General features: G+C 68.8%; 21 protein-coding genes and 1 pseudogene. 14 read left to right on the plus strand and 8 right to left on the minus strand.

The window, feature by feature from the left end; all coding sequences use genetic code 11:
• Nucleotides 1-107: 107 nt before the first annotated feature.
• On the plus strand, nt 108-437 hold the full coding sequence (locus GWG54_RS00680) for a hypothetical protein (RefSeq protein WP_167935941.1): 330 nt from the start codon (nt 108-110) through the stop codon (nt 435-437).
• Here GWG54_RS00680 and GWG54_RS00685 read toward each other — a convergent pair.
• Nucleotides 434-1,705 (minus strand): DNA double-strand break repair nuclease NurA, encoded by a 1,272-nt coding sequence (locus GWG54_RS00685; protein ID WP_167935942.1) that lies wholly within the window; start codon nt 1,703-1,705, stop codon nt 434-436. The genes GWG54_RS00680 and GWG54_RS00685 overlap by 4 nt on opposite strands.
• Before the next feature lie 100 nt (nt 1,706-1,805).
• On the opposite strand from GWG54_RS00685, the gene gpmI reads away from it, so the two are divergent.
• The 5 genes and pseudogenes from gpmI (at nt 1,806) to GWG54_RS00710 (ending at nt 8,520) form a co-directional block, all read left to right on the plus strand.
• The gene (gene gpmI / locus GWG54_RS00690; protein ID WP_167935943.1) at nt 1,806-3,380 is read left to right on the plus strand and encodes a 2,3-bisphosphoglycerate-independent phosphoglycerate mutase; all 1,575 of its coding nucleotides are present in this window, start codon (nt 1,806-1,808) and stop codon (nt 3,378-3,380) included.
• An 87-nt stretch (nt 3,381-3,467) separates the two neighbouring features.
• Nucleotides 3,468-3,890, plus strand: a complete 423-nt coding sequence (locus GWG54_RS00695; protein WP_167935944.1) for a hypothetical protein — start codon at nt 3,468-3,470, stop codon at nt 3,888-3,890.
• Between the two features lie 244 nt (nt 3,891-4,134).
• Nucleotides 4,135-6,141 (plus strand): annotated as a pseudogene (locus GWG54_RS00700) (alkaline phosphatase PhoX); the annotation flags it as partial.
• 198 nt (nt 6,142-6,339) lie between these two features.
• Entirely contained in the window at nt 6,340-7,623 is a 1,284-nt protein-coding gene (locus GWG54_RS00705; RefSeq protein ID WP_167935946.1) for an O-acetylhomoserine aminocarboxypropyltransferase/cysteine synthase family protein, read from the plus strand.
• Between the two features lie 138 nt (nt 7,624-7,761).
• Nucleotides 7,762-8,520: a dimethylallyltranstransferase / geranyltranstransferase gene (locus tag GWG54_RS00710; RefSeq protein ID WP_167935947.1), complete on the plus strand. Its 759-nt coding sequence runs from the start codon at nt 7,762-7,764 to the stop codon at nt 8,518-8,520.
• 45 nt (nt 8,521-8,565) lie between these two features.
• On the opposite strand, the gene GWG54_RS00715 is transcribed toward GWG54_RS00710, so the two are convergent.
• Nucleotides 8,566-9,195: a TetR/AcrR family transcriptional regulator gene (locus GWG54_RS00715; protein ID WP_167935948.1), complete on the minus strand. Its 630-nt coding sequence runs from the start codon at nt 9,193-9,195 to the stop codon at nt 8,566-8,568.
• 140 nt (nt 9,196-9,335) lie between these two features.
• On the opposite strand from GWG54_RS00715, the gene GWG54_RS00720 reads away from it, so the two are divergent.
• Together GWG54_RS00720 and GWG54_RS00725 are read left to right on the plus strand one after the other, a co-directional pair.
• The gene (locus GWG54_RS00720; RefSeq protein WP_167935949.1) at nt 9,336-10,349 is read left to right on the plus strand and encodes a bifunctional oligoribonuclease/PAP phosphatase NrnA; all 1,014 of its coding nucleotides are present in this window, start codon (nt 9,336-9,338) and stop codon (nt 10,347-10,349) included.
• A gap of 173 nt (nt 10,350-10,522) precedes the next feature.
• Nucleotides 10,523-11,050, plus strand: a complete 528-nt coding sequence (locus GWG54_RS00725; RefSeq protein ID WP_167935950.1) for a DUF5813 family protein — start codon at nt 10,523-10,525, stop codon at nt 11,048-11,050.
• Nucleotides 11,051-11,135: 85 nt separating this feature from the next.
• Here GWG54_RS00725 and GWG54_RS00730 read toward each other — a convergent pair whose 3' ends face one another.
• Nucleotides 11,136-11,366 carry an Lrp/AsnC family transcriptional regulator gene (locus GWG54_RS00730; RefSeq protein WP_008427396.1) on the minus strand — a complete coding sequence of 77 codons (231 nt, stop codon included), beginning with the start codon at nt 11,364-11,366 and terminating at the stop codon, nt 11,136-11,138.
• Complete coding sequence (locus tag GWG54_RS00735) at nt 11,366-12,067, minus strand: TrkA family potassium uptake protein (protein WP_167935951.1); 702 nt, start codon at nt 12,065-12,067, stop codon at nt 11,366-11,368. Before GWG54_RS00735 ends, GWG54_RS00730 begins: the two co-directional genes overlap by 1 nt.
• Nucleotides 12,068-12,180: 113 nt before the next feature.
• On the opposite strand from GWG54_RS00735, the gene GWG54_RS00740 reads away from it, so the two are divergent.
• On the plus strand, nt 12,181-12,411 hold the full coding sequence (locus GWG54_RS00740) for an Lrp/AsnC family transcriptional regulator (protein WP_008427392.1): 231 nt from the start codon (nt 12,181-12,183) through the stop codon (nt 12,409-12,411).
• Between the two features lie 52 nt (nt 12,412-12,463).
• Here the strand turns inward: GWG54_RS00740 and GWG54_RS00745 are convergent, their stop codons facing one another.
• Nucleotides 12,464-13,510, minus strand: a complete 1,047-nt coding sequence (locus GWG54_RS00745; RefSeq protein WP_167935952.1) for a thiamine pyrophosphate-dependent dehydrogenase E1 component subunit alpha — start codon at nt 13,508-13,510, stop codon at nt 12,464-12,466.
• 84 nt (nt 13,511-13,594) lie between these two features.
• A complete protein-coding gene (gene tmk / locus GWG54_RS00750) occupies nt 13,595-14,209 on the minus strand; it encodes a dTMP kinase (protein ID WP_167935953.1) in 615 nt (204 codons plus the stop codon).
• A gap of 106 nt (nt 14,210-14,315) precedes the next feature.
• Between tmk and GWG54_RS00755 the strand changes: the two genes are divergently transcribed.
• The 4 genes from GWG54_RS00755 (at nt 14,316) to GWG54_RS00770 (ending at nt 17,681) form a co-directional block, all read left to right on the plus strand.
• Nucleotides 14,316-15,221, plus strand: coding sequence for a complex I NDUFA9 subunit family protein (locus GWG54_RS00755; protein ID WP_167935954.1), 906 nt, complete (start codon nt 14,316-14,318; stop codon nt 15,219-15,221).
• Nucleotides 15,222-15,323: 102 nt separating this feature from the next.
• Nucleotides 15,324-15,968 carry a 2-phospho-L-lactate guanylyltransferase gene (gene cofC / locus GWG54_RS00760; RefSeq protein WP_167935955.1) on the plus strand — a complete coding sequence of 215 codons (645 nt, stop codon included), beginning with the start codon at nt 15,324-15,326 and terminating at the stop codon, nt 15,966-15,968.
• 67 nt (nt 15,969-16,035) lie between these two features.
• On the plus strand, nt 16,036-17,217 hold the full coding sequence (gene cofG, locus GWG54_RS00765; protein WP_167935956.1) for a 7,8-didemethyl-8-hydroxy-5-deazariboflavin synthase subunit CofG: 1,182 nt from the start codon (nt 16,036-16,038) through the stop codon (nt 17,215-17,217).
• Between the two features lie 221 nt (nt 17,218-17,438).
• The gene (locus GWG54_RS00770) at nt 17,439-17,681 is read left to right on the plus strand and encodes a hypothetical protein (protein WP_167935957.1); all 243 of its coding nucleotides are present in this window, start codon (nt 17,439-17,441) and stop codon (nt 17,679-17,681) included.
• A 2-nt stretch (nt 17,682-17,683) separates the two neighbouring features.
• Here the strand turns inward: GWG54_RS00770 and GWG54_RS00775 are convergent, their stop codons facing one another.
• A complete protein-coding gene (locus GWG54_RS00775; RefSeq protein ID WP_167935958.1) occupies nt 17,684-17,953 on the minus strand; it encodes a hypothetical protein in 270 nt (89 codons plus the stop codon).
• Nucleotides 17,954-18,085: 132 nt separating this feature from the next.
• The gene (cofH, locus tag GWG54_RS00780; protein ID WP_167935959.1) at nt 18,086-19,459 is read right to left on the minus strand and encodes a 7,8-didemethyl-8-hydroxy-5-deazariboflavin synthase subunit CofH; all 1,374 of its coding nucleotides are present in this window, start codon (nt 19,457-19,459) and stop codon (nt 18,086-18,088) included.
• Between the two features lie 183 nt (nt 19,460-19,642).
• Between cofH and GWG54_RS00785 the strand changes: the two genes are divergently transcribed.
• Nucleotides 19,643-20,662: a phosphoribosylaminoimidazolesuccinocarboxamide synthase gene (locus tag GWG54_RS00785; RefSeq protein WP_167935960.1), complete on the plus strand. Its 1,020-nt coding sequence runs from the start codon at nt 19,643-19,645 to the stop codon at nt 20,660-20,662.
• Nucleotides 20,663-20,864 lie beyond the last annotated feature (202 nt).

Consider the following 20,864-nt stretch of genomic DNA (forward strand, 5'->3'; position numbering starts at 1 on the left):
TCGGCGTTGTTCGCGGGGACGGTCTCGATCCGTCGTTTCGGACGATCGCGACGGGAAAGGCCGCCGCGTGCGGGGATTTTTTGCGTCTCGGCACCGTAGTTTGACACATGTTTATCGTGCGCGGTCGCGCAGGCGGAACCGAGCTCACCGGAACGGTGTACGAACGCGGGGAGCGATCCCCCTCGTTCCGGGGCGCACCCGACGAGGACGCCGCGTACGTCTGGGTCTGCGACGAGTTCTACGAGGTCGACAGCGGCGGCAGCGTGCAGGTTATCGACGACCGCGAGGTGCACCTCGCCTTCGAGTCGCCGATGCCCCGCGGGTTCGACACCCGCGAGCAGGCCCTCGAGGCGGCCAGAGAACACGTTCGCACGCAGTTCGCCAGGATCGGCGTCGATCCCGAGTCGGTCGAGCTCGAGGTCGAACGGGAGCCCTAACCCTCCTCGAGCCAGCGGTGCTCGTCGTAGCTGCGATCCCGGCTCGTCTCGAAACGCTCCTCGAGGGTCTCGCGCAGCGACCGTTTCTCCGGGTTGCTGATCCGGGCGAGCTCGTCGGCCTTGCCGACGATCGTCGGCGGGCCGTGGGCGACAGCGACGTCCTGGAGCAGTTGCCGAGCGAGCCGCTGGCGGGTCTCCGGGTCGCGGGTAACGGCGTAGGGGGCCTCGATCCGATAGAGGAGGTCGTCGCGGGGATCGTAGACGACGAAGAAGGTGACCTCGTAGGCCTCGCGGGGGAGCTCGCGGTCGACCCCGAGCGCGTCGCCCTCCGCGGAGAGGGGGCGATCGACGCCGGCTCGCGACCGAAACCAGTTCGTGTAGGTTAGCGCCGAGGTGTCCCGCTCCCAGCGTTCGCCGTCGACGTCGTCGACGTACTCGCCGCGCTCGAGCAGGCGGGTGAACATCGCGGCGTCGTTGGTCCAGGGGGCGCTCGCGTCGGTCGTCTCCCGCACCGCCCGGGTGAGTGCCTTCGTCCCCGGATTCTTGACGAACCCCACGAGGGGGACCCCGCGCTCGACGAACCGCTCGACCAGCCGGACGTAGTTCTCGAGCACCGTCGTCGGTCGCGGATCCTCGAGCAGGAAGTCGGCGAGGTCGGGGTGCTGGTCGGCCCAGCGCAACAGGCCGCGCGGGTAGATCGGGCCGTCGAGGACGAGCAGGTCAGAGACCGCATCGGCGTGCTCGTGGGCGTGTTCGCTCTCGGCGAGATAGAGCGCCAGCGCGTGGACGATCCCCTCGGCGAACCGATCGAGGCGGCCCACCCGGATCACCCGCCGCTTGCTCGTCCCCTCGTCGAAGCGGTCCCAGTCGTCGTTCTCGACGCGGGCGGTCGCGTCGCTCGAGTGAACCGTCATCACGGCGGTCCGCGAGCGGTGGAGCTCGAGGTCGCTGGGGGTCGCGCTCATCGCCGCCTGGGCGACGTCGATGACGAGGCCGTTCTTGAACGGCGTCGGGTTGATCGTCCCCGCGTCGAGGCCGTGTTCGGTCGGGAACGGGGGGTCGATCAGGGCGACGTCCTCGCAGTCGACCAGCCGCCGGAACTGCTCGTCGATCGGCTCGAGGACGACCCGTCCGTCCTGGCGGAGCGGGTCGAGGAACTGCTCCCAGACCGTCTCGGCGAACGCGCGGCGGTCGCGCTCGTCGGCGCCGTGGTCGATCCGTCCCGCGAGCTGGGCGATGCCGTCGAAGTGGACGGGATCGAGGGTCATGCCAGTGGCGTTCCGCCCCACTGTCAAATATCCCGCGGTCGGCGCCGCGACGTTGGCCGACAGCGATAAGTAGTTACGCCGGGCGACGCAGCCCTCGAGTATGGACGCTGCGCTGATCATCCTCGACGGCTGGGGGCTCGGCGACGATACGGGACGCGACGCAGTGAAAGCCGCGGAGACGCCGGCGTTCGACCGGCTCTCGACCGCGGGCGCGAGCGGCCGGCTCGAGGTCGCCGGCCGACGGGTCGGCCTGCCGGACGGCCAGATGGGCAACAGCGAGGTCGGCCACCTGAACATCGGCGCCGGCCGGGTCGTCTACCAGGAGTACACTCGAGTGTCGGACTCGATCGCCGACGGCTCCTTTCGCGAGAACGCCGCGATCGAGTCCGCCTTCGAGCGCGCTCGAGAAAATAACGGTCGGGTCCACTTCGTCGGCCTCGTCAGCGACGGCGGGGTCCACTCGGACCAGGAACACCTCCACGCGCTGATCGAACTGGCCGGCGACCGCGAGGTCGAGGCGGTCACCCACGCGATCACCGACGGCCGCGACACGTCGCCGACCGGGGGCCGGGAGTACCTGGCCGAACTCGAGGACGTCGTCGACGAGCACGGCACCGGCGACGTGGCGACCGTTACGGGGCGGTACTACGCGATGGACCGGGACCAGAACTGGGAGCGAACCAAGCGGGCCTACGACGCGATCGTCGAGCGCGAGGCCGACTACGAGGCCGCCTCGGCCCTCGAGGCGGTCGAGGACTCGTACGATCGCGGCGAGACCGACGAGTTCGTCGAGCCGACCGTTATCGCGGACCAGCCCGCCCTCGAGGACGGGGACAGCGCTGCGCACAGCTCAGCTGGCAGCCATCTTGCGCTGCAAGATGGCGACTCGGTCGTCTGGTTCAACTTCCGTTCCGACCGCGCCCGACAGCTCACGCGGATGCTCGCGGACATTCGCAGCGAGGACTGGGCCGACGAGTTCCCGACCAGTCCGCCCGACGCCGAGGTCGTGATGCTGACCCAGTACGACAAGACCTTCGACCTCCCCGTCGCCTACCCGCCGAACCAGCCCGCACAGGTGCTGGGCGAGGTGCTCGCCGACGCCGGCAGGACCCAGCTGCGGATCGCCGAATCCGAGAAGTACGCCCACGTCACCTACTTCCTCAACGGGGGCCGGGAGATCGAGTTCGACGGCGAAGTTCGGAAGATCGTCGAGAGCCTGGACGTCCCGACCTACGACCTGCAGCCCGAGATGAGCGCGCCCGAGGTGACCGACACGGCGATCGACACCGTCGAGTCCGACGATCCGGACGTGCTCGTGCTCAACTACGCCAACCCCGACATGGTCGGCCACACGGGCGACTACGAGGCCGCGATCGAGGCCGTCGAGGCCGTCGACACCCAGCTGGGCCGGCTCGTCGACGCCCTCGAGGCGGCCGGCTCGCACGTCCTCGTCACTGCCGACCACGGCAATGCCGACGACATGGGCACCGAGGCGGAGCCCCACACCGCCCACACCTACAACGAGGTGCCGCTCGTCTACGTCGCGCCGGACGGTACCGGCGGCGGACGGACGGTCCGGGAGGGGGGCACCCTCGCCGACATCGCCCCGACGATCCTCGAGCTGATCGGGCTCGACCAGCCACCGGAGATGACCGGCGAGAGCCTGCTCGAGTGACCGGTCGGCTACGAACCGCTCGGGAGGGGACTATAGCCCTCATATGAACGTTCAATAGTTCGACCGTTCCCCGTCGAAACGGAGACCATGGCTACGTCCGACACGCCGACGGAACCCGATAGCACGGTCGTCGACGCCTACGTCCTCGACGTCAGCATCATCGAAGTCGACGGGGACGGGGAGACCGATACCCGGTACCGGTTCGACGCGCCCGAACACACGACGATCGCGTTCGACGACCTCGAGGACGCCCGCCTGTACGCCGACGTCTACTTCGACGTCAACGGGTTCGTCGAGGCCGACACCGGGACCCGCGGCGTCCCCCCGGAGGTGGTCCAGGCCGGGAAGGACACGCTCGCGGCCTACCTCCACACCATGCCCTGGGCCGACGTCAACTGGGTCGCCTCCTTCTACGGCGCGACGCCGACCGAGATCGAGCGCTACTGCTCGTGGGTCCGCGACCGGGCCGCGGAGATCCGTCGGCGGGCCGAAGAGGCCGACCTCGAGTAGCGCGCCGCGACGACCGCTTCTTTTCGCGTCCGAGACGGCCCCGGGTAGCGCGCCGATTCTCCGGCCGTGACGCCGAAGACGGCGTCGACCGTCGAGACGTATCGGTGTCAGGATTCGGCCGAACGGCGAGCTATATACCCGACAGTACCGCACAGAGGGCTCGGGTTCGGTCCGAACGAACCCGTAAGACGCTAGTCCCCTCATATAAGTCTTGAAATAATAACGGAAACCCGAACCGAACGCAATGGTCGAATACACCAGGCGGACGCTGATGGCATCGTCGACGGCGGCGGCGCTCGGAGTCGGGGCGCTGGGAACGGCGGGCGCGACCGCGGGGGACGACGAGCACGAGACGCCTCACGCGCCGTACGTCGACGGCGACATCACGCGGTTCTCGACGACGGCTCGAGGTGCCGAGGTCACGGGCCCGTTCGTCTTCGAGACCGGGGAGTTGCTCTACAGCCTGCAGGCGCCCAGCGAGGACAACCCCGAACCGTTCGACCGCGGCGGGGTCGGCGTCTTCGACGACTTCCAGTTTACGTTCGACGGGGAGACCGACGAGTTCGAGGACCTCGAGCCCCCGCGGACGACCGAGAAGCAGGGGAAGGTGCTCTCGGCGGCGGGGGAGTACCGACTGCTCGTTCAGGAGGGCGAACCGATAAACGGCGGCACCGAGCGGTTCGGGCATCCCCAGACGCCCGACGGCGAGGACGTCGCCGACGTCGTCGACGAGAGCTACGAGGGCGTCGGCGGCGTCACCGACATGAACTTCTTCGTCTCGACGAACGAGGACGGAACCGAGGGCTACCTCTTTACGAACAACGAGACCCGCCCCGGCGCGATCACCCGAACCCCGCTCAGCCGCGAGAGCGGGCGCTGGGAGGCCGACCCCGAGAACGCGATGGAGCTCGAGAACACCGACGCGTTCCGCGAGATCGGCGGGACGAAGATCAACTGCTACGGCGACCTGAGCCCCTGGGAGACGCCGCTGTCGGCCGAGGAGGAGTACGGCCACCCGCGGGTCAACGGGATCCACACCGTCCGCGAGATCGTCGAGGCGGGCAGCGGGGTCGGGCTGCGCGGGGCCAGCGAGTTCTGGAACCGTCCAAACATCGCCGACCTCGAGGACGCCCTCGCGGAGATCTTCGGCGACGACGCCTGGACGCCGATGGGGCTGTGGGCCAACACCGGCACCGAGAAGCTCGCCTACCACCTTGGCGCGGACCCGGTCGACCAGGACGACGGCGAGGACACGCTCGAGCCCATCGGCGACGAGGCGTTCCCGAACCGCTACCGGTACGGGAAGATCATCGAGATCACCGAGCCGACCGCCGACGAGCCGGTGCCCGCCAAACACCACGTCTTCGGACGGGCCGCCTGGGAGTGTCCCGAAGTGCTGCCCGACGAGCGCACCGTCTACCTCGCCTCGGACGGCGGCGCGAAGGGGATCTACAAGTTCGTCGCCGACGAGCCGATCCCGTCGTACGACGATCCGACGGACGTCCGCGGGACGCTGTACGCGATGCAGGCGACCCCGGTCGGGAAGGGTCCCGTCGGCGCCACCGACCTCGAGGTCGAGTGGCTCGCGCTCGGGACCGCCAGCAACGCCGAGGTCGAGTTCTGGATCGCCGACTACGACGACGTCACGCAAGTCGACTACCTGGAGACCCACGCCGAGACCGACTGGGAGGACGACCTCGAGGCCGCCCTCGCGGAGGCCGACGAGAGAGTCGCCGTCGACGGCAATCAGGACTACATCACCGACGAGGAGGTCGTCGAGTGGGCCGACCAGTACGAGCGGTGCGGTCCCGACGGCGTCGACGAGGAGCTCCGTCGGGTCCCCTTCCTCGAGACCCGCGCAGCCGCCAAGGAGATCGGCGCCAGCGTCGAGTTCAACAAGGCCGAGGGGATCGACTCCCACGACGAGGCCGAGCCGGGCGACCCCATCTACTTCGGGATCTCGTCGCTGGGCGGTTCCATGACCGACGAGTACGGCGACCTGCGGTTCGACGAGGTCGACAGCGGCGTCGTCTACCGCGCCGAACTCGAGGACGACTACGACGTCTCCCGGCTCGAGCCCGCCGTGGTCGGCCCGAACGCGAGCGCGCCGGAGTCGCTGCAGGACGCCTCGCTGATCAACGTCGACAACGTGCTGGTCCTCGAGGACGGCCGCGTGTTGCTCTGCGAGGACAAGGGAAGCTTCGGGCGCTCGTACCCCAACGACGCCCTCTGGGTGTACGACCCCGCGGCTCGAGGCTCCAGCAGCGCCGACCGCGAACGGGAGTGTTGAGTCCCGAGCCGCGGTCGTGAGTTCCGGCTCACGCTCGAACCGACGGTCGCCTCGACTGCAGTACCCCCCCTGTCGGGTTCGGTGAACGGACGGCCGACGGTCGTCGGCCGAACCCGTTCGAGCTAGCAATTTACCACCTCGACTTGAGAAGGGGCGGGTATGGGAGACGATTCCGACCGACGATTCGCCACGAACAGCGTCCACGCGGGCCAGGAACCCGACCCGACCACGGGCGCGCGGGCGCCGCCGATCTACCAGACAACGTCCTACGAGTTCGAGGACACCGAGCACGCGGCCGCGCTGTTCGGGCTCGAGGAGTTCGGCAACATCTACTCGCGGATTATGAACCCGACCAACGCGATGCTCGAGGAGCGCATCGCGGCCCTCGAGGGCGGGGTCGGTGCGCTCGCGACGTCGTCGGGGATGGCCGCGTTCGATCTGGCGACCTTCATTCTCGCGGACGTCGGGGACAACATCGTCTCCTCGTCGTCGCTGTACGGCGGCACCTACACCTACCTCACCCACACCGTCGCGAAACGCGGCATCGAGACGAAGTTCGTCGACACGCTGGACTACGAGGCCTACGCCGACGCGATCGACGACGACACCGCGTTCGTCCACCTCGAGACGATCGGTAACCCCGCGCTCGTCACCCCAGACCTCGAGCGCATCGCGGACATCGCCCACGAGAACGACGTCCCGCTCTTTGTCGACAACACCTTCGCGACGCCCGCTCTGTGTCGCCCGCTCGAGCACGGCGCCGACCTCGTCTGGAACTCGACGACGAAGTGGCTCCACGGCGCGGGCTCGACGGTCGGCGGCGTCCTCGTCGACGGCGGCTCGTTCCCGTGGCCGGAGGGCGACTACCCCGAACTCACCGAGCCCAACCCCGCCTATCACGGCGTCAACTTCTCCGAGACGTTCGGCGAGCAGGCGTTCTCGATCGCCGCCCGCACCCGCGGGCTGCGGGACCTGGGCAACCAGCAGTCGCCGTTCGACGCCTGGGTCACGCTACAGAAACTCGAGTCCCTCCCGCTGCGCATAGAGAAACACTGCGAGAACGCGATGGCCGTCGCGGAGTACCTCGAGGATCACCCCGACGTCGCGTGGGTCACCTACCCGGGACTCGAGAGCCACGAGACCCACGGGAACGCCAGCGAGTACCTCGAGGGCGGGTACGGCGGGATGATCACCTTCGGGCTCGAGGGAGGGTACGACGCGGCCGAGACGGTCTGTAACGAGGTCGAGCTGACGAGCCTGCTGGCGAACGTCGGCGACGCGAAGACCCTGATCATCCACCCCGGGAGCACGACCCACCAGCAGCTATCCGAAGAGGAGAAACTCGCCAGCGGGGTCACCGACGACCTTGTTCGCCTCTCGGTCGGCATCGAGGACGTCGAGGACGTGATCGCCGATCTCGATCGGGCGATCGAGGCGGTCTGAGTCGAGTCCGGGCGCGTACCAGCGTCCACAATGCTTATGACGCGCCCTGAACAACCGTTCAGTCAGTACGATCCCGACACCTCCGCCGGACGGAGGCGGACTCGGGTTCGAGTCCGGTAGCGGACGCCGAGGATACGCATGAGACGAACGATTGCGCGGCGACGGGCGGCGATCGAGAGCGCGCTCCGAACCCGCCTGCCAGACGCGTTCGATCGAGCCACCGAGGAATCGCTCGAGTCGGACCGTTCGCGGTTCCGGGGCCAGGTGTTCCTGGCGCTGGTCGACGGGTTCGACTGCGATCGGTCCCTCGAGGACGTCATCCCGCTGGCGGCGTCGCTCGAGCTGATTTCCCTGCAGACGCGTCTCCACCGACGCGCAATCGAGCGGTTTCGCCGGTCCGGGACGCTACCGACGGAGGGGGTGTTGGCGGGGGATCTCCTCGAGTCGAAGGCGTTCGAGCTGGCGACCGAGTTCGACGCCGAGCCGGTGCTGGTCGAGCGCTGTTTCGGCGCCCTCGTCGAGGCGACCCGGTCGGTCCAGGAGGGACAGTCGCTGCTCGCGGCGTCCGGGATCGACCCGGACGCGCTCGATCCCGCCGACGAGCGCCGAATCGGCGCGCTCACCGGGTGTGCGGCCGAACTCGCGGCACTGCTTACCGGCGTCGACTCGCGTCGGGAGCTGGCCCGACGGGGTAGCAGGGTCGGCTTCTCTGTCCGGCGCCACCGCCCCAAGAGCCGACTCTCGACCGACCGGACGCGGGACTCGACCGATCGATCCCGACCGATCGACCCGCTGCTCAAGGCGTGTCCACCGGCCGCCCGAGCGTCGGTTCGCAACCAGCTGTCGGCGGTGCTCGAGACACACCTCGATCGGGAGCCGGCCGATCCGATCGCGTAGGGCGGGGCTTCTCCGGTCGTTCCGACGCGTCGGCCGCGAACGGCGTCACTCCTCCTCGAGCAGCCAGCGGTCGATGCGGTCGCGCAGCGTCGCCCTGTTCCGTTCGATGATCCCTCGGTCCTCGAGGGTGACGCCCCGCTCCATGATTCCGTAGCTCGTCGAGAAGAGCAACTCGGCTTCCCGCTCCGGATCGACGTCGACGAACCGCCCCTCCTCGACCCCGCGGCGGATCGTCTCGGTCAGCGCCTCGAGGACGATCTCGTCGGAGCGCTCGATCTGCTCGTGATAGGACTGGTTGTGTGGGGCCTGCGAACGGATCTCGAAAAACGCCCGGCGGAACCGGAGTTCCTCGTCGTCCATCTCCGCGGGGAGCAGCCGGTCGATCAGCGCCAGCAGCTGCTCGCGGGGGTCGTCGTAGCGGTCCTCGACCAGCGTCGTCTCGAGATGCTCACAGAGGTGGGCGAAGAAGTCGTTCAGGATCTCCTCCTTGCTGTCGTAGTGGTAGTACAGCAGGGACTTGCTCTTCTCGAACTCCGCGGCGATCTCGGACATCGTCGTCGCCGGGTACCCGTTTCGCGACAGCGCTCGGTAGACCGCATCCATGATCGCCGCGGTCGTCTCGTCGAGGTCCTCACCGAGGGTTGTCGACCGTTTCCCACCGGAGGTTCCGCCCATAGCGAACGAATCGTCGATGGTTCCTAAATACTTCAGGATCTCTCGGTCGCCTGTGGCGACGTCTCGCCGGGTCCCGCTCACCGTGACTCTCACCGAGCAGACGACAATTGTTAACACTGCCGTAGCGCCAACTCCCGGGTATGTCGAACGCCGCCGCGGTGCTCACCCGGCTGCGATCGGCCTCGTCGCTCACCGTGGTCTGTCACGACGATCCGGACCCGGACTCGCTGGCGTCGGCGATCGCGCTCGAGTCGCTCGCGAGGACCTGCGGGGTCGAGACCGTCGACATCCTGTACGGCGGGTCGATCGTCCACCAGCAGAACCGCGCCTTCGTCGAACTGTTCGACGTCACGCCCCGTCGCTACGGCGACGCGAGGCTCGCGGCCAACGACCTGGTCGCGTTCGTCGACCACTCCGTCCCCGGCGAGCACAACTCGGTTCCCGCGGAGACACCCATCGACATCGTGATCGATCACCACCCCTCGGAGGGGGCGATCCCGGCCGACGCGGTCGACGTTCGCGAGTCCTACGGCGCGACGGCGACGATCCTTGCCGAGTACTTCCTGGAGTCGGGGATCGAGTTCACGCCGCGGATCGCCTCGGCGCTGCTGTTCGGTATCCACCGCGAACGGCTCGATTTCTACCGCCAGCCGACCGATCGGGAGTACGCGGTCGCCGCCTCCCTCCACGAGCGCGCGGACGGGGAGCGGCTCCGCGAGCTCTACGGCGTCTCGTTTCTGCCCGACAGCGTCGACGCGTTCGGCGACGTGATCCGCAACCGGACCCGGCGCGGCTCCTGTCTGGTCTCCTGTATCGGTCGCCTCGAGAACAGGGTCGCGCTCGCGCAGGGGGCCGACCTCCTCCTCAACGTCGACGGCGTCGATACCGTCTTCGTCAGCGGTATCGTCGGAGACGAGATCCACATTAGCGGTCGAACCACCAGACGGGAGCTCGATCTCGGCGCGTCGCTCACCCGCCTGTTCGGCGATCGGGGCGACGTCGGCGGCCACGACGACATGGCCGGGGGAAAGCTGCCCCTCGGCGACGTCGCCAACGCGACCCAGGACGAGGCCGCGCTCGTCGACCGGATTCGGAACCGCGTCGGTCGTCGGTTCCTCGAGTCGATCGCGGACGACGCCGACCCCGACGCGTGAGCGACGAGTCCGCGACGGGAACCTCGAGGGACGAGAACCCCACGCTACGGCCCCGGGGAGCGGTCGAAGCGACCGCTTCCGGTTCGATACCGCCGAGCCGACCGCTCGAGCGAACCGCCGCCGACCCGCGCGAAGCGCAACGCCCTTTCGGCCCAGACCCGTTCGTGTCGGTAATGAGTGAGCTTCCCCGATCCGTCGAGCGCGAGTTCGAGGGACACGACGCTTTCGCCGAGAGCGAGGACGGCTACGAGCTGACGACGACGGTGTTCGAGGCGACGGCGACCGCGAGCGACGCGGAGGGCGACGGCGACGGACGGTTCCGCGTTACCGTCTCGCTGCCCGCGCTGGACGCGGCGGTCGCCGACGAGACGGTCGCCCAGGTCGTCGAGGACGGCTGGTTCGAGACCCTCGAGCGGCGACTCGCGGACGCCTTCACCGTCGCGCACACGAACGCCCGCGAGGAGCCGACCGTCGACCGCGACGGCGAGACGGTGCGGGTAACACTGGAGTACGTCGCCCGGGACGCAGCCGAGGGCGTCGCGGACGCCAAGGCCCTGGTCGAGTACGTCGAGGGCACCTACGCCCAGGGGCTGATCCCCGGCTACGAGTACCGCGGGCCCGCGGCGACGCTGCTCGAGAACGCCCAGAGTCGTGGCCGAGAGGCCGCGGAGGACGGCGAGCGCGGCGGAACGCCGATGTAGCGTCGGCGACGCGGCGAGCGCGGGATCGACGCTGCGCTCGAACGCCGCGAGGAGAGCCGACGGCGCCGGTTCGGCCGCGGCGCCGTCAATCCATCGCGATGTAGGTCTGGGTGTCCTCGACGCCGTTGATTCCCTGGATCTCCGTCGCCGCGATCTTCTTGACCGCGGCGGGAGTGTCGACGGCCGCCTTCGCGATGATGTCGACGTCGCCTGCGACGATGTGGGCCGCCTCGACGCCCTCGATCGACTGCACGCTGTTTTTGAGTCGGTCCGCCTCGCCCGTGTTCGCCTTGATCATGACGTACGCCGTAACCATCAGTTGACACCTCCCGCGCCCGCGTTCGCCGCCGCGCGAGTCGCCGGCTCGCCGACGATCAGCTGTCTGACCTCGCTCAACACCTCGTAATCCGCCAGCACGACGACCCGATCGCCGGTCTCGAGGGACTCGTCCTCGGAGGGGATCCCCAGCGGGCGGTCGCGCTTGCCGAACGCGATGACGGTCGCGTCGGCCGGCAGCTCGAGCTCGCTGATCGAGTAGCCGTTGATCGGCGCCTCGTCGGTGAAGGTGAGCTCGACGATCTGAAGGTTCGGGGCGACGTCGGCGATCGCCCGGATCGTCCCGCCCAGCAGGGCGTTTTTCGCGCCGATCGCGCCCAGTCGCTCGGGGTAGACGATCTCGTCGACCTCCTCGGCGTACTTGCGGTAGATCCCCTCACGGTAGGCCTCGTCGATGCGCATGACCGTCCGACAGCCGTGGTGTTTGGCGATCATACAGGCCGTGAAGTTGACGTTCATGTCGCCTGTCAGCGCGCCCACCGCGTCGGCCTCGCCGACGCCGGCCTCCTCGAGGACCGTCTCGCGGGAGCCGTCGCCCTCGACGACCGAAAACTCCTCGTTCCGAGCGCGCCGTGCCGTCGCCTCGTCGCGCTCGATAACGGTCACCTCGTGTCCCTCCTCGCGCAAGACACGCGCTGTGCGCAGGCCGACCCGTCCGGCGCCGATGATCACGAACCGCATGAGCGGAGGGTACGCCCGCCCCCGCCAATAAGTTTGCCCTGGTTACCCATACCACTCGGGCGGGTGCCGACGCAAGGCTTTAGTCGTGGCACGGAGTACCACACCGGCGAGAGATGGTTCACGCCTTCATCATGGTGAAGACGGCCGCCGGAAAGTCCGAGGGGTTGCTCGAGTCGATCCGGGGGCTCGGGTCGGTCGCCGAGGCCCACATCGTCGCGGGCAACTACGACATCATCGCCGAGGTCGACACCGAGGAGGTCTACGAGATCCTCAAGGCCGTCTCCTCGGACGTGCAGGGTCTCGAGGGCGTGACCGACACGAAGACCTACATCGCGATGGACTGACCGCGATCCGCGGAGCCGATCGCCCTCACGCCGGGACCGTCACGCCGCGGGTTCAACGCTCGAGGTCGCGTCCGTCCTCGCGGGCGGCGAATTCCTCGAGACGCGCCCGCTGCTCGGCGAGCCGGGGCGTCGGCTCCGCGTAGACCGGGTCGAACACCTCCCCCGGCTCGGGTTCGGGCGTCGACTCGGCTATCTCGACGGCCGCCTCGAGTTCCGCCTCGACCTCGTCCTCGATCTCCGCGACGGCGTCGTCGTCGAGGACCCCCTCCTCGCGGAGGAACGAGCCGTAGCGCTCGAGGGGGTCGGCCGTGCGCCAGTCGGGCAGCTCCGCGGGCTCGTCGCGGTACTGCGAGGGGTCGTCGCTGGTCGTGTGGGCGCCCTGGCGGTAGGTCAGGCTCTCGACGAGGACGGGGCGGCCCTCGCGGGCGCGCTCGAGGGCGGCCGCGACCAGCTCCCGCACGGCGAGGGGGTCGTTGCCGTCGACCCGAACCCCCTCGAAGCCGTAGGCCTCGGCCTTCCGCGCGATGGTGTCGCTGGCGGTCTGGCGCTCTCTGGGCGTCGAGATCGCCCACCCGTTGTTCTCACAGAAGAAGACGACGGGCGCCTCGAAGACGCCGGCGAAGTTCAGCCCCTCGTGGAAGTCGCCCTCGCTCGTGGCGCCGTCGCCGAGATAACAGCAGATCGCCTCCTCGGAGTCGCCGTAGTTCGCGGCCATCCCCAGCCCCGCGGCGTGGGGGATCTGGGTCGCGATCGGCACTGCCTGGGGAAAGACGTTCAGGTCGTGGTCGGAGGCGTACTCGGGGTACCCGCGACGGAACAACAGGACGTCGCTCATCGGAACTCCGCGGGCGAGTTGCATCGCGTTCGATCGGTACGTCGGCACGAGCCAGTCCTCGGTCGCGAGGGCATGTGCGGCCCCGACCTGGGAGCCCTCCTGCCCCCTGTAGGGCGGGTAGCCGCTCATCCAGCCGCGCCGTTGCAGGGCCAGCGCCCGCTCGTCGAACCGACGCGCACGAACCACGTCGCGGTAGATCTCGAGGGCCTCCTCGACGGAGACGCGACTCTCCTCGAGGGACGTTTCGCCGATCACGCGGTGCATGCGCGTTCCCTCGAAGGGGACGCTGAAAGCGATTGTGGTGGCCGAGACGTCCGCGACGATACCGTCCCCGGCTCCCGCAGGCTGTCAGTCCTCGTCGCGGGCGTCGAGCCGGTTCTCGAGGGCGTCCTCGACGCGCTCGAGGACGACCTCCGGCGACTGGGTGGCGTCGATCCGGACGAACCGGTCGGGGTCGCGCTCGATCAGGCGCTCGTAGTTGTCCCGCACCCTCGAGAGATACTCGGCGCGCTCGAATTTGTTGGTCGCTCCCGCCCGAGCCGCGGCCGTCTCCGGATCGATATCGAGGTAGATCGTCAGGTCGGGCTCGATCGAAAAGGCGCTGTGGATCCCGACGACGTACTCGAGGGGACGGGTGATCCGACCGTCCGCGGCCAGCGTCGCCCCCTGGTAGGCGTACCGGGAGTCCGAGTAGCGATCCGAGATGACGAGGTCGCCGCGCTCGAGGGCGGGTTCGATCACCCGCGTGAGGTGGTCGGCGTGGTCGGCGGTGTACAGGAAGAGTTCGGCCAGCGGGTCGGCGTCCTCGTCGGCGATCGAGCGGTAGACGGCCTCGCCGTACCACGACCCCGTCTCGCCGGAGGTGGGTTCGGTCGTGAACGTCGCGTCGGGGTAGCCGTCCCGCAAGGCCTCCCAGACCGTCGTCTTCCCGCTCCCGTCCAGTCCCTCGAGGGTCACGAGCATACTCGAACTGGCCGGGGCGGACACATGGCTCTGACGAACCCGCGAGGCCGGCGACCCTTACAGTGTCGCCGTCCCCTATTTGCCCGTCGAGAGACCTAGTGGTGGTATGAACGTTCTCGTCGCCGGCGGAACGGGTTTCATCGGAACGCACCTCTGTACGGAACTCCACGAGCGAGGCCACGACGTGACCGCACTCTCGCGGAGCCCCGACGACGCCGACCTCCCGCCGGGGATCGACCAGGCGATGGGCGACGCCAGCGCCTACGACTCGATCGTCGAGGAAGTCGACGGCCACGACGCCGTCGTCAACCTCGTCTCGCTGTCGCCGCTGTACGAGCCCCCGGAGGGGACCAGCCACCGGGAGGTTCACCTCCGCGGCACCGAGAACCTCGTGCGGGCCTGCGAGGAACGGGGCGTCGACCGGTTCCTCCAGATGAGCGCGCTCGGGGCCGACCCCGACGGCGCGACCGAGTACATCCGCGCGAAAGGCGAGGCCGAAACGGTCGTCCGGGAGTCCGACCTCGAGTGGACGATCGTCCGTCCATCGGTCGTCTTCGGCGAGGGCGGCGAGTTCGTCGACTTTACGAAGGAGCTGACGACGCCGTACGTGACGGGACTGCCCGGGGGCGGAAGGACCCGGTTCCAGCCGATCTGGATCGGGGATCTCGTCCCGATGCTCGCCGACGTCCTCGAGGACGACGCCTGCGTCGGCGAGACCTACGAGTTCGCGGGCCCGCAGGTCGCGACGCTGGCCGACGTCACCGAACTGGCCTACGAGGCCGAGGGGAAGTCGGTCACCGTCGTCCCGATTCCGATGGAGCTCGCGAAGCTCGGGCTGACGGCCGCGAAGTCGGTTCCGTTCATCCCCTTCGGCCCCGACCAGGCCCGCTCGCTCGAGATGGACAACACCCTCGCGGACAACGACGTCACCGCCTTCGGCGTCGAACTCGAGGACCTGAGGACGCTCCGGGAGCACCTCGGGCTCGAGGTCGAGGCGCCGACGGCGAACTGAGGGAAGCGACGGCGCGAGAACCGGGCGACCGACCTCGGCACGATCACGACCCCCCGCCGGGCTCCGACGCGCTTTTGGGCGCGTGCGGGCAACGGTAGCCGAATGCGCGTCCTCGTTCCGTTCGCCGCCGACGCGCCCAAAACCCGCCTCGAGAGCGTCCTCTCGGCCGACGAGCGGACGGCGTTCGCCCGGGCGATGCTGCGCGACGTCGTGGCCGCGGTCGACGCCGCCGGCGGCGAGCCGACGATCCTCTCGACGGCGCCGCTGGCGTTCGAGACGCCGCGAGCGAGAGTCGTCGTCGACGACCGCCCGCTCTCCCCGGCCGTCAACGCACGACTGCCGACCGCCCGGGGGGACGACCCCGTCGCCGTCGTGATGGCCGACCTCGCGCTGGCGACCCCCGACGCGCTCGAGGACCTGTTCGCCGCCGCGGGGGACGTCGCGATCGCCCCCGGCCGCGGCGCGGGGACCAACGCCCTCGTCGTTCGCCACCCCGAGTTTTGGGTGGACTACCACGGCGGCTCCTTCCTCGACCACCGCGAGATCGCCGCCGAGATCGGGGCCGACCTCGCGGTCGTCGACTCCTTCCGGCTCGGGACCGACGTCGACGAGCCCGCCGACCTCGTCGAGGTGCTCGTCCACGGCACCGACCGCGCCCCCGCCGTCCTCCGGGAACTGGGGTTCGAGCTCGACGCGGAGAGCGGACGCGTCGGCGTCGCTCGAGCCGGGAACGCGGCCTCGAACTGACGGCCGGCTCGGATCGGGCCGCGGCAACGTGAAGTGCTTATGTACTCGGGACCGACAGTTTCGGGTGATGATCCCCGGCGCGAGCGAGTACGGCGTCGCCCTCGAGATCGACGACGCGGCCGTCGAGCGACTGCTCGCGGTTACCCCCGAGGACGTCGCCGCGCCGCGGGAGCTGACCTTCGCGCGGAACGTCTTCGTCCCGCTGACGACGGCGTGTCGGTACACCTGCACCTACTGTACGTACTTCGACCCGCCCGGCGAGGCCTCGCTGCTCTCCCTCGAGGAGGTCCGGGAAATCTGCGAACGCGGCGCCGACGCCGGCTGCACGGAGGCGCTGTTTACCTTCGGCGACGACCCCGACGACCGCTACGCCGAGATCCACGCCCAGCTCGAGGCGTGGGGGTACGACTCGATCCACGACTACCTGCGGGCGGCCTGCGAGGTCGCCCTCGAGGAGGGCCTGCTCCCCCACTCGAATCCGGGCGACCAGACGCTCGAGCAGATGGAGACAGTGGCGGACGTCAACGCCAGCATGGGCGTGATGCTCGAGACGACGGCCGAGGTCGGCGCCCACGCGGGTCCCCGACGGAAGGAACCGGGCCAGCGCCTGCAAACCATCGAGAACGCCGGGAAACTCGATGTCGCCTTTACGACGGGGATCCTCGTCGGAATCGGCGAGGACTGGCGCGACCGCGCGGAGAGCCTGCTCGCGATCCAGGAACTGCACGAGCGGTACGACCACGTCCAAGAGGTGATCGTCCAGCCCGTCGCCGAGAACGAGCGCTGGTCCGACGGGAGTCCCTCCCTCGAGACGATGCGCCGAGCCACGGCGATGGCCCGCGTCGCCCTACCTGACGAAATCTCGGTGCAGGTACCGCCTAACCTCGCCCCGGCCCGCGAGCTGATCGACTGCGGGGTCGACGACCTGGGCGGGGTCTCGCCGATCACCGACGACCACATCAACCCCGACTACAGCTGGCCCGCCCTGCGCGAACTCGAGGAGATCGCCGACGACGCGGGCATCCCGCTGTACGAGCGCCTGCCCGTCTACGAGCGATTCCTTCCCAGCGACCTGCGAACGGAGGGGTTCGACGGCGCGGCGGCCGACGGAACCGCGGGGGCGACGGGCCGCCGGAACGAGGACGCCGACCGCGAGTGGATCTCGCCGACGATCCGGGCGGCGCTCGAGGCCGACGACGCGACGGGCCAGCGGTATCGGCGCGTGCTTCGGGGAACGGCGCTCGAGTAGCGTTCCGTCGCTCTCCGGAACCGTCGGCGCCGGAGAAGACCGCTCCCGGCGGCGCCACGGACCGCTCGCCAACGGGGGCGTCGAGATGGAGTCGCCGGTTCCTTCGTACGCGTCACGATGGTGGCACCAGAGTGTGGATCGGCCGATCGTCGGGCTCGAGACGTGACAGGCACCCGATCGGACGGAGAGGGGTATATGCTCTCTCGAGCCGTACTTGTCGTATGCACAGTGACACGATCGCGTTCGGCGCACCGCTTCTCGCCCTCGCCGTCGGCGCAGCGATCCTCGTCGGCAGCCTCTTCGCGGGCGGGTTCTCGCTCGTCTCCGTCCTCGGCGGTACGATCGTCCTGATCGGCGTCGCCGCGCTCGCGCTCGCGGTCGCCCGCACGGCGGGTGAGGAGCCGTCGGTGGAACTCGAGGAGCGCGAGGGCGAGGAACCGAGGGTCGCCCGCGGCGCGAAGTGAGATCAGGCGATCCGGTAGCGATCCTCGCCGATCCGCTCGAGCGTCGCCGCCTCGCGCAGACTCACGACGCGACCGGTCGGGGTCGGTTCGGTCGCGGCGTCGGCCGCGACGGTCTCGAGTGTTCCCAGAAGCTGGGCCTTCGGCGGCCCCTGGGTCGCTCCGCAGTCGTAGATAGTGAGCAGTCCGCGCCCGTCCGCGGGCTCGTAGACGACGAGGTGGGCGTGGTTCGGCAGGTGCCAGGCGTCGTCGCCGGACGGAACGAGGTGATTCACGTCTGTTAGCACGCGCGGCGAACCCAAAAGCGTACGCGACGCTCTCGAGCGGTCATGCGGTCCGTCGTAATTCTTTGCCGTGATCGCTGTACCGTCTATGTGATCGCCGGTGAAACGTTACGACGATCCGTATCAGTCGTCGGCGGGAACCGTCCGCTCGTCTCGGGTGAGCAGCGGCGTGCCGTCCGCCTTCGGCCCCAGTTCGGGACCGATCGGCGACTCGTCGCCGTCGACGATCCGCCGCTGCTCGTAGTCGGTCGAGCGCTCGACCGGAACGCGACCGATCGATTCGATCAGATCGACGTAGTCGGCGAACGAGCGGAACTCGCCGTACTCGCCGCCCGCGCGCTTGGTGATCTCCTCGGAGAGGATCGTTCCCATGAAGTCGTCGGCGCCGCAGGAGAGCATCTTCAGGCCCTGCTGGTCGCCGTACTTGACCCACGAGGACTGGATATGGTCGATGTTGTCGAGGAACAGTCTCGAGACGGCGATCAGGAGTTCGTCCTCGTCGGTGCTCGCGCCGCCGGAGACGACGTCGTGCTCGAAGAGGGGGGTGTTCTGGTGGATAAAGGAGAGGGGGACGAACTCCGTGATCGCGCCGTCGACGCGCTCTTGCAGGTCGCGGACCCGTTTCAGGTGCATCGCGCGGTGGGCCTCGTTCTCGACGTGGCCGTACATGATCGTCGCGGTGAGTCCGAGGCCGACGTCGGCGGCGGCCTCCATCGCCTCGAGCCAGCCGTCGGTGCCGATCTTGCCCGGGCAGATCACCTCCCGGACCTCGTCGACGAGGATCTCGGCGGCCGTGCCGGGGACGGTATCGAGGCCGGCCTCGTGCAGCCGGCGGTAGACCTCCTCGTAGGACCAGTCGGTCCCGCGGCGGGCGTGGTAGGCCTCCTCGGGAGTCATCGAGTGGACGTGGACGCCGTCGACGCTCATCGCCGCGAGCTGGTCGACGTAAGTGCCGGGATCGGTCTCGTACCGCTCGGGCGGTTTGAAGTTGACTTCCTTGGGTTCGGGATGCGCCCGGAGGATCTCGAGGTGTTCGTCGTCGAGCGCGAACGCGGGGTGGAGCCCGGAGACGGAGGTGACCTCGTAGATGCCCCGTTCGACCGCGTCGGAAACGATCTCGCGGGAGTCGGCGGGCGTCTTCGTGAACCCGGCCGTCTCGGCTTCGTACTCGCTCTCGAAGGTGTGGGCGGCGTCCTTGAAGTTACAGAACAGACAGCCCACGTTGCAGGCGGTGGTGACGTTGTTGTTCAGATTCGCGACGAAGGTGACCTCCTCGCCGACGTCCTCGGCCCGGCGGCGGTCGGCGGCCTCGAGCACCCGCTCCTTGCGTCGGCGGTCGATCCCCTCGCTGTCCGTGCCCGTCGTCAGCAGTTCGATCGCGTCGTCGACCGAGAGGCGGTCGCCGTCGCGGGCCTTCGCGAGGGCGTTCTCGAAGGACTGGTCGGTCTCGGGAACGTGATCGAACGTGAGGTCGTCCTCGGTCACCGGTCGCTCCATCGACGTATCGATGCCCGTACAGCGAGAAAAGGGTGGTGGTCCCGGGGAGCGACCGCGCCGAGAGAACCGTGGCGGTTCGGCTCCGATCGCCCCGAGCCGGCCGGATACTGAAACCTTCTTACCGTCCGGCCTCCGCAACTAATACATGAACCGCGGCCGCCCGGCTGCCCAGAGGTGTCTCGGATGACGAGCGTCAAGGAGTTTCACGTCCAGGAGGAGGCCACCGCCGACAGCCTCGGAACGGGCTCGTTCGTCTTTACCGACGACTACTCGGTGTTCGACTGGGGGAAGATGCCCGACCAGATCCCCGACAAGGGCGCCAGCCTCTGTACGATGGGCGCCTTTAACTTCGAGCTGCTCGAGGACGCGGGGATCCCGACCCACTACCGCGGCATCGTCGAGAACGGCGAGGTGTGCTCGCTCGAGGAGGCTTCCCGTCCGCCCTGGCAGATGGCGATCGACCTGACCCAGGTGCCCGACCTGCCCAACGAGGGCCTGGAGTACGACTACGACAGCTACCACGAGGCCGCGGGCGAGAACTACCTGATCCCCCTCGAGATCGTCTTTCGCAACCGGGTGCCCGTCGGCTCGAGCCTGCGTCGGCGCACCGAGCCCGCCGACCACGGCCTCGAGTTCGAGGCGTGGCCCGACGAACCCGTCGACCTCGAGGAACCGATCGTCGAGTTCACCACGAAGTACGAGGAGACCGACCGCCAGCTCGACTGCGAGGAGGCCGACGCGATCGCCGGCAAGGCCGACCTCGACGAGCTCGAGGAGCTGGCCCTCGAGGTCAACGCGGTCATCACCGAGCAGGCCGCCGAGACCGAACTGGTCCACCAGGACGGCAAGATCGAGTGTCTCTACTACGAGGGCGATATCGGTGTCGCCGACGTCGTCGGCACGTTCGACGAGAACCGCTTCAGCTACGGGGCGACCCAGCTCTCGAAGGAGGTGCTTCGCCAGTACCACAAGCGAACCCAGCCCGAGTGGGTCCAGGCCGTCGAGGCCGCGAAGGCCCGGGCGAAACAGGAGGATATTGCCGACTGGAAATCGCTCTGTGATATCGAGCCGAAACCGCTCGACGACCGCGTCCTGAAGACCGCTCGAAACATGTACTGCGCCGGCACCAACACCTACACCGGGCTGGACGTCTTCGACGCGCCGCCGCTCTCGAGCGCGATCGGCTCGGTGCAGGGGCTGTAGACGCCGTTTTTCGCTTTCGAACTCGACCGAAGACGCGGTCCTCGCGAGCAGGCTGACGACCCGGAGCGACGAGCGCGATCGACATCGGTGCGACCGCGCTCGAGCGCCAGTCGTCGACGACCGTCCGTCCTCGACACAACTGACAGCAACGATCACGAACGACGAGTCGCGGCGCTTTTAGCCGGTCGGAAACTGGAACCGA

The sequence above is a fragment of the Natronococcus sp. JC468 genome (genome assembly GCF_012163165.1).
In the GTDB taxonomy this organism is placed as follows: domain Archaea; phylum Halobacteriota; class Halobacteria; order Halobacteriales; family Natrialbaceae; genus Natronococcus; species Natronococcus jeotgali.